The 12,235-nt window shown below is 59.6% G+C and carries 8 protein-coding genes; 3 read left to right on the forward strand and 5 right to left on the reverse strand.

The features are described 5' to 3' along the window. Nucleotides 1-291 precede the first annotated feature (291 nt). Nucleotides 292-1,182, forward strand: a complete 891-nt coding sequence (locus BN1724_RS11025; RefSeq protein WP_197671794.1) for a CDP-alcohol phosphatidyltransferase family protein — start codon at nucleotides 292-294, stop codon at nucleotides 1,180-1,182. Here BN1724_RS11025 and BN1724_RS11030 read toward each other — a convergent pair. Continuing rightward, entirely contained in the window at nucleotides 1,124-2,296 is a 1,173-nt protein-coding gene (locus BN1724_RS11030) for a hypothetical protein (protein WP_157085871.1), read from the reverse strand. The genes BN1724_RS11025 and BN1724_RS11030 overlap by 59 nt on opposite strands. Before the next feature lie 84 nt (nucleotides 2,297-2,380). On the opposite strand from BN1724_RS11030, the gene tpx reads away from it, so the two are divergent. Further along, nucleotides 2,381-2,881 carry a thiol peroxidase gene (gene tpx, locus BN1724_RS11035; protein WP_058235408.1) on the forward strand — a complete coding sequence of 167 codons (501 nt, stop codon included), beginning with the start codon at nucleotides 2,381-2,383 and terminating at the stop codon, nucleotides 2,879-2,881. Between the two features lie 63 nt (nucleotides 2,882-2,944). On the opposite strand, the gene BN1724_RS11040 is transcribed toward tpx, so the two are convergent. The 4 genes from BN1724_RS11040 to pgi form a co-directional block, all read right to left on the reverse strand. Further along, nucleotides 2,945-5,188 carry an NADP-dependent isocitrate dehydrogenase gene (locus tag BN1724_RS11040; protein ID WP_058235409.1) on the reverse strand — a complete coding sequence of 748 codons (2,244 nt, stop codon included), beginning with the start codon at nucleotides 5,186-5,188 and terminating at the stop codon, nucleotides 2,945-2,947. Between the two features lie 151 nt (nucleotides 5,189-5,339). Next, the gene (locus tag BN1724_RS11045; protein ID WP_197671795.1) at nucleotides 5,340-7,199 is read right to left on the reverse strand and encodes an AMP-dependent synthetase/ligase; all 1,860 of its coding nucleotides are present in this window, start codon (nucleotides 7,197-7,199) and stop codon (nucleotides 5,340-5,342) included. Between the two features lie 10 nt (nucleotides 7,200-7,209). Then, nucleotides 7,210-8,238 carry a 6-phosphofructokinase gene (locus tag BN1724_RS11050; protein WP_058235410.1) on the reverse strand — a complete coding sequence of 343 codons (1,029 nt, stop codon included), beginning with the start codon at nucleotides 8,236-8,238 and terminating at the stop codon, nucleotides 7,210-7,212. 240 nt (nucleotides 8,239-8,478) lie between these two features. Next, nucleotides 8,479-10,212, reverse strand: coding sequence for a glucose-6-phosphate isomerase (gene pgi / locus BN1724_RS11055; protein WP_058235411.1), 1,734 nt, complete (start codon nucleotides 10,210-10,212; stop codon nucleotides 8,479-8,481). Between the two features lie 373 nt (nucleotides 10,213-10,585). Between pgi and BN1724_RS11060 the strand changes: the two genes are divergently transcribed. Then, complete coding sequence (locus tag BN1724_RS11060; RefSeq protein WP_084253003.1) at nucleotides 10,586-12,208, forward strand: peptide ABC transporter substrate-binding protein; 1,623 nt, start codon at nucleotides 10,586-10,588, stop codon at nucleotides 12,206-12,208. Nucleotides 12,209-12,235 lie beyond the last annotated feature (27 nt).

A 12,235-nucleotide genomic window follows, 5' to 3' on the forward strand; every position in this document is an offset into this window, starting at 1 on the left:
ACTGTTGTGCACCGTGGATGACAACCTATATGCGAGGTATAGCTACGGCCCTTAACGCGCTAAACGCCATGCTTCGGTCACAGCTGATTCTCTGACGCAATATAAGGTCACATATCTTCCTCGCTAATTGTGACCGGCTCCCTCGTATGGCCTTGGGCATAGGCGTTAGTCTTCGACCATGCATTCAGCCGATTCTTTTTGCCGGAGGGTCATCACCCCTTCCTTTCCGCCAAGATCCAGCTACTATGCACCAGTTTGCCTCAACGGTCGGTGCAGCGGACGGGGGATCCGGTGAATTTAACTCCGAACGGCGCGGATGCTCACAACGACGCGCAAAAGCCCGCCATCGAATCGACTGATCAACCTTTCGCTACGCCGATCAACCAACCCAGCACGATGCCAGTGGCTCAGTCCGCCGTACCGTCAATCGATCACTCCGTCACTGCTTTGACCGACCGCCCCACCGTGCGTCAGCGGGTAGCTGCGTGGGGAGTGCACGCGTTCACCATGTCGGGAGTGGTCTGGGCGCTGCTCGCATTCCATGCGCTGTATCGCGACGACGTGCGGGGCATGTGGGGTTGGCTCGCTATCGCATTAATCGTGGATGCCCTCGACGGAACGCTGGCCCGCAAAGCCCGGGTCCGTGAGGTGGTGCCGTGGTTTGACGGGGTTGTGCTCGACCTGGTCGTCGACTACCTCACCTGGACCTTCATCCCGGCGGCATTTATTGCCTACCACCTCAACGTAGGCCCCGAGCCGTGGCCGATCATCGTGGCGGCAGTCATCTGCGTGTCTTCCATGTTCTGCTACTGCAACAAGGGCATGAAATCTAACGACAACTACTTCGTGGGTTTCCCGGCTGCCTGGAACGTGGTCGCTGTGTGCCTATGGATCCTCGATCTCCCAACCTGGGCGAATCTTCTGGTCGTCGCTATCTTCTCGGTGCTCACGGTGGTTCCGTGGACCTATTTACATCCATTCCGAGTACGGAAACTCATGATCCCGAATATTGTCGCCGTGGCAGTATGGATCGCCACCACCGCAATTATTGTGGCCACTGATAAGGGCAACGACACGATGGTGACGGTGCTGTGGTGGGTGACGGGCTTGTGGTTCCTTCTGGTTAGTGCGTTGAGGACCCTGCACGGCGAGGAACCGGCGAAGACTTCGCCTGCCGCCTGACGTCGGCGGCAGACGGCGCATCGGGCTTGGAGCCGGCGGACTGCCGTTCAGTTGGCGTGCGATGAGCCGATTGCCGATCAGACTTACGTTTAGCCAATTGCCGGTCGGTAACATGCTGTTTACTTAGTGCATCGTCAGCTGTGTTAGACCTGGCCGGCGGCTTCTTTAAGAAGCCGGCGATTCGCTTCGTGCGGTATGCCTTGACGACTTCCAGCAAAATTCCCGACACGATCAGCGCGATAACCACCGCTACCACGAGGGGTGGGTAGTCATCCCCGTTCCACCAGAAATACACGTACGGGGCTACGAAAGTCACCACGGTGACAACCATGCCAGTTATTCGCACCGGAAGGTTCTTGCCAGTGATTGCTGCCAAGAGACCCCAGGTGTAGGGGATAGCGGTAATCAGATCGATTGCCCACAGCATCAGCAGTGACCCCTGAAACTCGGGCACAAAAGTCACCGGAAGTGCGCGCAGCGCTGAATACACGAGCACAATGAGGTACGCGAAGAAATTGGGGTTGCGCAGGATCCGGGAGACGGCGCTGCGGTGACGGATAGGAACCCCGGCGTCGGATAGCTTCGCGGCGTGAGCTCTGGGGATGCGCAGGGTATCCACCCCGTGCAGACTCGCGCTGATCTCCTCACGTTCGGGACTATGCGGTTTCACGAGCTCCAGGGCGAGCGCGCTCGGTTTGATCGCGAGCGGAACCTGACCGTCACGCTGGGGGCCGACGCGTCTGACTGTGCCGCGACCAAACCGAGCCTGCCAGGCGTTTGCTTGACCGGTCGGAAGCGCCGCGAGCCACACCAAAACCCCGTCCTTTAACGCGGCATATAGCGCGGAGGAAAACTCGCGGAAGCGCTTGAGGGACAGGTCTGGTTGGCTCTCGGGTGGACAGCTTTGACCTCGGGTGCGGCTGGGGGCTTCATCGGTGTCGGACGCTTTAACTGTTTGCCGTAAATCGGAAGGGTTGAGCTCGACCAGCATCGGGCATTCCCGCACATTGCGGGTCGTTAAAGAGGTTAATAGTGGGGTGCCAGCGGCATCGGACAGCGCTCCGGGAGATATTACGAAGCGGTCGACAATGTCGAGATGAGAAAGTGATGGCACACAGGCAAGTTTAGTAACACGCGGGACGTGGACTGTGGACGGCCTGCCCTTGTGGCGATGGCAGATTCTGGCGAGGATGGGTGTATGGCTGACATTACTTTGCGAGGAAAACCGGTGACGACCACGGGATATCTTCCTGAGGTTGGGCACATCGCTCCATCTTTTACCTTGGTAGGTGCGGACCTCGGGGACGTGCGCGACGAGGACTACCGAGGTCAACGTCTCATCCTGAACGTCTTCCCCAGCATTGATACCGGCATCTGCGCCACGAGCGTGCGGAAGTTTAACGAGCTGGCTGCGTCGCTAGAGAACACCGTCGTGATCTGTGTGTCGGCGGATCTTCCGTTCGCGCAGGCTCGGTTCTGCGGCGCTGAAGGCATCGACAACGTCGTGGTTGGATCCACGTTCAGGTCGACCTTCGGTCGCGACTATGGAGTGCAGTTCGCTGACGGTCCGATGGCTGGTTTGTGCTCGCGCGCGGTGGTGGTTCTGGACTCAGATCGCCGGGTGCTGCACGCTGAGCAGGTGCCCGAGATTGGGCAGGAACCGAATTACGACGCAGCTCTGGCCGCGCTGTCTAAGTAGGCGATGCCTGGAGCATGAGGAGCCTGGCGATAAAACCGCCAGGCTCCTCAGCGACCAGATTCCTTACGCGGTGGTGATATCCGCGTGAGCCAGGTTGGAGATGATCCGATTGAACGTGGCCGACGGACGCATCACCGCGGCAACCTTCTCCGGGTCGGGACGGTAGTAGCCGCCGAGGTCCACAGGCTTACCCTGAACTGCGATTAGCTCGGATGAAATCGCATCTTCTTGGCGTGAGAGCTCGTGTGCCACCTGAGCGAAAGCGTCCGCGAGCTGCGGATCCTCAGTCTGTTCTGCGAGTTCACGCGCCCAGAACATCGCTAAATAAAAATGGCTGCCGCGGTTATCGATACCGCCAAGTTTGCGAGATGGCGACTTTCCCTGGTTTAAAAGCGTCTCGGTGGCGCGGTCGAGCGCGTCGGCAATCACCCCAGCGCGGTCATTATCAGTGGTGCGCGCCAAGTGTCGTAAAGACTCCGCAAGGGCGAGGAACTCGCCGAGGCTATCCCAGCGAAGATAATCCTCCTCGATCAACTGCTGCACATGCTTCGGTGCGCTGCCTCCCGCGCCGGTCTCGAACAGGCCGCCACCGTGCATCAGGGGCACGACGGACAGCATCTTGGCGCTGGTCCCCAGTTCCATAATCGGAAAGAGGTCGGTGAGGTAATCGCGCAGCACGTTGCCGGTGACGGAAATGGTGTCCTTGCCGCGTCGGATCCGTTCCAGCGAGAATCGCGTCGCCTCAACGGGGGAGAGGATACGCAGGTCAAGGCCGTCGGTATCCTCCTGTGCAAGATATTCCTCGACCTTGGCGATCAGATTGCGGTCATGGGCGCGTTGCGGGTCGAGCCAGAACACCGCAGGCATCCCGGACAGGCGTGCACGACGAACCGCAAGGGCTACCCAGTCGCGGATCGGCGCGTCTTTAGCCTGGCAGGCTCGCACAATGTCTCCGACCGCGACCTCATGGCTCATCAACATGTCACCGCTGTGAGAGCGAACCTCTACGGTGCCCGCAGATTCCATCACGTGGGTCTTGTCATGGCTGCCGTATTCCTCGGCTTTTTGGGCCATCAACCCGACGTTGGGTACCGTTCCCATCGTGGTCGGGTCGAAAGCGCCGTGAGCCTGACAGTCCTCAATCACAGCTTGGTAGACCCCGGCGTAGGAGGAATCGGGAATGACCGCGAGGGTATCGGCTTCCTCTCCGCTCGGTCCCCACATCTTGCCGCCGTTGCGGATCATCGCGGGCATTGAGGCGTCGACGATGACGTCGGAGGGGACGTGCAGATTCGTGATCCCGCGGTCGGAATTGACCATGGCAAGTCGCGGTCCGTCGGCGAGCTCACGGGTAAAGGCGTCGCGAATTTCGGTGGCGAGTGCCTTGTCGTCGAGTTGGTCGAGCCCGGAAAGAATTCCTCCGAGCCCGTTGTGTGCACTGAGCCCGGCTGCGGCAAGGGCATCCCCGTATTGCTCGAATGTGCGTGGGAAAAATGCGCGGACCACATGGCCGAAAATGACTGGGTCGCTGACCTTCATCATGGTGGCCTTTAAATGCACGGAAAACAGCACATCGTTGGCTTTGGCTGCGGCCACCTGGGTTGCGAGGAATGCATCGAGAGCTGCGGCTCGCATCACCGTAAAGTCAATGATCTCGCCGCTACGTACTGGAATGCTGGAATTCAGCACCGTTTCGGTGCCGTCGTGAGCGATGTGGAGTATCTGGAGGGTGTCATCGTGGTCCATCACGACGGACTGCTCATTGCTGCGGAAATCGTCCGAGCCCATGGTGGCCACCGTGGTTGCCGAATCCTTCGCCCATGGCGCCATGCGGTGCGGATGCTTTCGGGCGTAGTTCTTCACCGCCGCAGGGGCTCTGCGATCAGAGTTGCCTTCGCGCAGCACCGGGTTGACCGCGGAACCTTTCACCGCGTCATAGCGGGCCCGAATCTCACGTTCATCGTCGCACGAGGGTGACTCGGGGTAGTCGGGAAGGTCGTATCCCTGTGCTTGTAATTCAGAGATTGCGGCCCGTAACTGGGGCACGGACGCGGAAATATTGGGAAGCTTAATGATGTTTGCTTCGGGTTTCTGGGCGAGCTGACCGAGCTCGCTCAGGGCATCGCCCACCCGCTGAGCTTCGGGTAGCCGATCGGAGAACGCGGCGAGAATGCGCCCGGCCAGGGAAATGTCCCGGGTCTGAACGTCGATGCCTGCGGCGGTGGCGAAGGCATCTAAAACCGGGAGAAAAGAGGCCGTAGCCAGCATCGGTGCTTCGTCGGTGTGGGTGTAAATGATGCGCGACATACTCGGGGTAGCTCCCTTGGTGCGGGTGTAGCTCGGTTGGCGCCGAACCAATTTATCTTGACATCAAGACTACCTGAGTGTGCGCGGTCTCGCAGCCGGCCCTAAATCACCGATGCGATTGCGCGAGATTAGCTCTTGAAGGAGAGCGAGATTAATCCTCGGGGTAGAGCGAGCGCACCGTATCCGCGTACTTTTCCAACACGATGCCGCGCCGAACCTTCATCGTCGCCGTCATCTCACCGGAATCAATATCGAGCTCATGGGTGAGAATCGCAAAACGCTTCACCGTCTCCCAGCGGGCCAACCTGCTATTAGCGATCGCAACATACTTTTCAATGGAGGCGTGGATCTGGGGCATCTGCGTGAGCTCTTCGTACGAAGCATCAGGATGCCCGTGTCGTTTGCCCCAGGTGAGCAGCGAATTTTGATCCAACGTGAGCAGCGCTGAAATGTACTTGCGGCCCTCACCGACCACCACGGCCTGCGACAGGTACGGGCAGGCCGCCATCAGCGCCGACTCGACTTCGGCAGGAGATACGTACTTGCCGCCAGAGGTCTTAATGAGGTCCTTTTTACGGTCGGTAATCGTCAGCGTGCCGTCATCGGCCAGGGTGCCGATATCACCCGTGTGCAGCCAACCATCCTTCAACACGTCCGCGGTGAGCTCCGGGGCTTTGTAGTATCCGCGCATGATGCCGGGGCCGCGCACGAGAATCTCGCCGTCGTCTGCGATCCGCACGGTGGAACCCGGCGCCACCTTCCCGACGGTGCCAAACTGCGGCTCCCACGGCTTAGAGAAAAAGGTGACCGCGCACGACTCTGTCACACCGTACCCTTCGACCAGCAAAATGTTTGCCGCATGGAACCAGCGCTGGATGCGCGGCGACAGCTTCGCAGAACCCGAAATGAAGTAGCGCAAACGGCCACCCATCATGGATCGCAGCGTAGAAAACACCAGTCGATCCGCAATCTTTTCCTCAAGTCGCAGCATAAACGGGGGACGCCGATGGTGCAGCCGGTAGGGGCTGGTGCGGGCGCCCACGGCGAAGGCCCAATGGGATAGACGGTGCTTAATCCCACCCTTGGGGAACTTCGTAATGACCGCCGCGCGCACCTTCTCAAAGATCCTGGGGACCCCGCACATGGCGGTGGGACGGACCACCTGGAGGTTGTCGAAAATTTTGTCCACGCGGCCGTCAATTGCGGTAACGGCGCCGTGAGACATCGCGATCAGGTTCAGGCATTTGCCGAAAGCATGTGACAGCGGCAGCCACACAAAATGCACGTCGCTTTCATCCAACAGCCCCAAGGTGTGCCAGGCAGCGGCCTGATACAGCCAAGCATCGTGGGTAATCTCGACGCCTTTAGGACGACCAGTCGTGCCGGACGTGTAAATAAGCGTCGCTAAATCGTCGGGCCCGGTGCGGTCAATGCGTTCGCGCACGCAGGACGGATTCTCGGCCAGGTAGGCGCGCCCCTCCTGTTCCAGCTGAGACCACGCAATGACCCGGGGGTCACTTTCCTCCACCGATCCTCTCAGGAGCACGATAGTTTCTAGAGCCGATGACTGACCGCTCGCATCCGCAGACAGCATCCGCTCAAGAATCTCCGGGTTCTCAGCGATAGCGAACCGGGCTTCTGAATGCTCGAGGATGTAGGCGTAATCGTCTTCGCGAGCGTTGGGGTAAATCGTGGTGGTAATACCGCCGATGCAGTTGTTCGCGAAATCGGATACCACCCACTCGATACGCGTTGAGGAAGCGATGGCGAGCCGGTCACCCTGATTGAGACCCTGGGCAATCAAACCGGCAGCCATTGTGTGACACCATCGGCGGAAATCCGCCCAGGTCATCGACTTCCAGTTGTCGTCTTCGTCGGGGAACATCCAGCCGATGGCGTCGGGGGTGGAGTCCGGTTTGTCATCGAGGGCAACGCCAATTGACGGGAATCGTCCCTCGATAATGCGAATTTTCTCGTCGCTCAGCGTGGAGGTATCAAGTGGAACGGGCACGCTTTGGATCCTAGCCGAACAGGACTTTTGCTTCATCCCAACGCGACTTGGGCACCTTCTTCACGTTGTCCAAAGCGTCGGTGAACGGCACGGTCACGATGTCGGTCCCGCGCAGAGCCACCATTTTCCCGAAGTGGTTTTTGTGAGCCAGATCTACCGCCGCCATGCCGAGCCGGGTCGCCAGCACCCGGTCGTACGCGGTCGGTTCGCCGCCGCGCTGAATGTGCCCGAGCACGGTCGACCGCGATTCGATGCCGAGACGCTCTTCGATGATCGGAGCTAGCGTGGTCGCAATACCTCCGAAGCGGGGGCGGCCAAACTCGTCGAGTTCGTAATGGCCAAATTCGTCCCCTGAATCCTTGGGGACGAACCCTTCGGCAACCACAACCAATGGTGCGCGGCCACGATCCCATGCCGACTGGACATATTCACAGATTTGGTCAACGGACAGCGGAAATTCGGGAATGCAGATGACGTGGGCGCCGGCCGCCATCCCGGCGTGCAGGGCGATCCAGCCGACTGATCGCCCCATGACCTCGGCGACCATGCAGCGGTGGTGGGAATCGCCCGTCATCCGCAACCGGTCGAGTGCTTCGGTTGCGACCTCGACCCCGGTGTTAAACCCGAAGGTGTAGTCGGTCGCGTCGAGATCGTTATCAACCGTTTTGGGCACGCCGACCACCGGTACGCCTGCCTCGAAGAGACGATTGGCTGTGTACAGGGTTCCGTCTCCACCGATGGCGATCAGAGCATCAACCTCGTGGCGTTCCATGTTTTTCAGCACCAGTTCAGCGCCGCCAGACCCATCTTTGAAAGGGTTGGAGCGGGACGTGCCGAGGATGGTGCCACCGATCCGTCCGATACCGCGCACACGATGGCGGGGTAACTGGATGAAGTTATCTTCGAGCACGCCGCGCCAGCCATCGCGATAACCGATGAACTCGTTTTCGTAGACCATGGTCCCTTTGAGGACGGCGCCGCGAATCACGGCGTTCAGGCCCGGGCAGTCGCCACCAGAGGTGAGGATGCCGATCTTCATGCTGTTCCCTTTCCGCAGATGGCCAGGCGGGGTGTGCCCTCCATGGTCATGGTGTGGTCAGTGTTCGATGCCGGTCGGGCACAGCGTTGGACCCGTTCCGCAGTGTATCGGTGATCGATAAGGACACCTTGTAGGGTTCAACGCTGCGGCCCAACCGTGCGATGAGGCGTGAGGCCTTAGAGCTCCGGCATTGCGATAGAGCTCGGGTGTTGCCTTAGAGCTCCGGCATCGCGGTAGAGCTCAGGCGTTGCGATGCGCCCGGTAGTACTCGATGAGGGCGGTGGTGGAGGAGTCTTCCCCGTCCAACGCTCCTGGTTCACCGGCAACCGCCGGGGTGAGCTTCTTCGCCAGTTGCTTACCCAGTTCCACGCCCCACTGGTCGAAGGAATTAATGCCCCAGACGGCACCTTCGACGAAGGTGATGTGCTCGTACAGGGCGATCAGCTGTCCCAGGGTCTCAGGGGTGAGCGCAGGGGCCATGATCGAGGTGGTCGGGCGGTCCCCGGAGAACATTCGGGCCGGAACCAGAGAGCCTTCGGTGCCTTCGCTGCGCACTTCCTCCTCAGTTTTGCCAAAGGCTAGCGCTTTGGTCTGAGCGAAGAAGTTCGCAAGGAACAGCTCGTGCACATCCACGCCGTCGTCTTTCAGATCGTGGACGGGGTTGGCGAACGCGATGAAATCGGCCGGGATTAACCGGGTTCCCTGGTGAATCAGCTGATAGAAAGCGTGCTGACCGTTGGTTCCGGGTTCTCCCCAGAACACTTCCCCGGTCTCCGTGACGACAGGAGAGCCATCCCACCGCACGGACTTGCCGTTGGACTCCATCGTGAGCTGCTGAAGATACGCAGGGAAGCGGTGCAGGTACTGGCAGTAGGGCAAAATCGCATGGGTTTCGGCTTCCAGGAAGTTCACGTTCCACACGTTCAGCATGCCCATGAGCAGGGGAACGTTAGTCTCAGCCGGAGCGGTGCGGAAGTGCTCATCCATGGCGTGGAACCCGGCGAGTAGCCGAGCGAACACCTCGGGTCCAAAGACAGTTGCGAGCACGGTTCCAATGGCCGAATCCACCGAATAGCGGCCACCGACCCAGTTCCAGAAACCGAACGTGTTGCGCGGGTCGATGCCGAACTCTTCGACTTTGTCGAGCGCTGTCGAGACGGCGACAAAGTGCTTCGCGACGGCCAGACGGGATGTGTCGTCGGCGAGGTCATCCTGCGCCGTAGTGAGCACGCCGCGCTCGCGCAGTGCATCAAGCAGCCATGCCCGTACCAGGCGGGCATTGGTTAAGGTCTCCAGGGTGGTGAAGGTCTTGGATGCGACGATCACCAGGGTGGTTTCGGGGTCGAGGTCACGCACTGTTTCCCCGACGTCGGTCGGATCGATATTGGAGATGAAGCGCGCGCTGAGCCCCTCTTGAGCGTAGGGACGAAGTGCTTCGTACACCATGACTGGCCCGAGATCAGAGCCGCCGATACCGATGTTGACCACTGTTTCAATGCGTTTGCCGGTGATACCGGTCCATTCGCCGGAGCGCACCTTAATGGCAAACTCGTAGACGCGGTTCAGGGTGGCGTGCACATCCTCATCGACGTTCTGGCCATCCACTGTGAGCGGATCAGTGGCCTTTGCTGGACGCCGCAAAGCGGTGTGTAAAACTGCTCGGTCTTCAGTGGTATTGATGTGGGCGCCAGCGAACATTGCGTCCCGGCGTTCGAGGACACCTGTGTCTTCGGCAAGACGCAGTAACAGTGCTACGGTCTCGTCGGTGATCAGATTCTTCGACAGGTCCACGTGTAAATCAGCGGCGTCGAAGGTGAGGCGGGCGGCACGCTCGGGGTCGGCCGCGAACCATTCGCGCAAGCTACCGTCGAGATTTTCATCGTGCTCTTCGAGAGCGGCCCAGGCCGGAGTGGAGGTGGGGTCAACCGGGGATGCGGCGGGATCGTACGAGCTGGAAGAAGTGGTGTCGGTCATGCATTCATTGTGCCCTGGCAGTTCGAGGATGTGCTGAGCAGGTATCAGGAGGTCAGGTCCCATCCCGTGTGAGCAGGCACGTTGCAGGTAGGGTGCACGGCTAGCTGCGAAGGGGAAGACAGCCCGATGAGTGTGGAAAACGTCGGTGGTGGGGGCCTGTCCGCTTCTAGGTGAGCACAACCACAGGAAAGAACCGCTATATCTCACAAATTTTTTGAGAAAAGAGAACGGATTCCAAATTGTTACCGAAAAAATTGCGGGCATTGAGCATCTAGATGTCACACTCTTGGGTAACCCTGCGTATACCGGTGGGAAACATGCCCGCCTGGCACTGACGCGGGCCTCCTCATCCACAACTTTAAGGGGCGGACATATGGCATTGTCACGGCGGAAACTCATGGTGGGCGCGATTGCTGCGCCTGGACTCGCTTTTACTCTTGCAGCCTGTGGCACATCCACAAGCAGCGATAGCGGTGTCGTTCTCGCCAACGGCACCGAACCAGAGAATCCTCTGGTTCCCACCAACACCAACGAGGTGGGCGGCGGTCGCGTGGTCACGAGCGTCTTTGCCGGTCTTGTGTATTACGACGACAAAGGCAAGGTGCACAGCGATGTGGCCGAGTCCATCGAGTCGCAGGACAAGCAGACCTGGACGATCAAGGCGAAGAAGGATCAGGTCTTCAGCGATGGCTCCCCGGTCACCGCTAAGTCCTTCGTTGATGCCTGGAACTTTGGGGCGCTATCAACTAATGCCCAGAAGTCCTCCAGCCACTTCGACCCGATCGAAGGTTTCGAGGCGGTCGCCCCAGCTGAGGGTGATCCCACTGCCAAAGAAATGTCAGGGCTGAAGGTTGTCGATGACCACACCTTCACCGTCAAGCTGGTTTCCCCGCAGTCCGACTTCCCCAAACGACTTGGTTACACCGCTTATTCGCCAATGCCCGAATCGGCCTTTAAGGATATGAAGGCGTACGGCGAAAAGCCGGTAGGTAACGGCCCGTATGTCGTGGAAACCTGGGACCACCAAAAGCAGATTGTGTTGGTTCCCAATGAGAAGTACAACGGTCCGCGTAAGCCGAAGAACAAGGGCCTCACCTTTGTGTTCTATTCCGATCCGGAGACCATGTACAACGACCTTCAGTCCGGCGGCGTAGATGTGGTGGATCAGATTCCCAACAGCCAACTGGCCACGTTCAAGCAGGATCTCGGCGACCGTGCGGTCAACGATCCGGGTTCTTTGTTCCAGTCGTTCACCGTCGCTCAGAACGATCCAAACTTCAGCGGTGAGGCCGGTAAACTTCGCCGAAAAGCGCTGTCCATGGCGATTAACCGCGAAGAAATCTGCACCAAGCTGTTCCACAACACTCGCACCCCGGCCACCGACTTCGTTCCGCCGACCATTGAGGGCGGTGGAAGCACAGATATCCCCGGTCGCGAAGTCCTGACCTACGACAAGGCCAAAGCGCAGGACCTGTGGAAGCAGGCCGAGGCGATTCAGCCGTTCAAGGCTCCGTTCACCCTCGCCTACAACGCGGACGGTCCGCACAAAGACTGGGTCGAGGCAGTGTGCAATTCGATTAAGAACACCCTCGGCATTGATGCACAGCCCAAGCCGTACCCCGCGTTCGGTGAGTTCCGCAAGCAGATCACAGAACGGAAGATGACCGGCGGCTACCGGACCGGTTGGCAGGCCGACTACCCGTCGATCTACAACTTCCTGGCCCCGCTGTACTCCACCGCAGCAGCCGATGGGCGCGGAAGCAACGACGGCGATTACAAGAACCCCGAGTTCGACAAACTCATCGGCGAGGGGCTCGCCGCCACCGACGATAAGACAGCCATGGAGAAGTTCCGCGCCGCCGAAACGGTGCTGTTCGAGGACCTCCCGGCGATTCCCCTGTGGTACCAGAACTCTCTCGGCGGGTACTCCACCGCGGTGAAAGATGTTCGCTTCGGCTGGGACACCGTGCCGATTTACCAGGACGTCGCCAAGTAACTATCCGAACAGCGGTAAAGCTCTCGC

Origin of the sequence: Devriesea agamarum (assembly GCF_900070355.1) — a bacterium.
GTDB classification, from domain to species: domain Bacteria; phylum Actinomycetota; class Actinomycetes; order Actinomycetales; family Dermabacteraceae; genus Devriesea; species Devriesea agamarum.

Bases quoted from the DNA above. Each gene is read 5' to 3' on its own strand.
- tpx (WP_058235408.1), top strand. From the start codon at position 2,381: ATGGCTGACATTACTTTGCGAGGAAAACCGGTGACGACCACGGGATAT.
- BN1724_RS11050 (WP_058235410.1), bottom strand. From the start codon at position 8,238: ATGAAGATCGGCATCCTCACCTCTGGTGGCGACTGCCCGGGCCTGAAC.
- BN1724_RS11060 (WP_084253003.1), top strand. From the start codon at position 10,586: ATGGCATTGTCACGGCGGAAACTCATGGTGGGCGCGATTGCTGCGCCT.
- BN1724_RS11040 (WP_058235409.1), bottom strand. From the start codon at position 5,188: ATGTCGCGCATCATTTACACCCACACCGACGAAGCACCGATGCTGGCT.
- pgi (WP_058235411.1), bottom strand. From the start codon at position 10,212: ATGACCGACACCACTTCTTCCAGCTCGTACGATCCCGCCGCATCCCCG.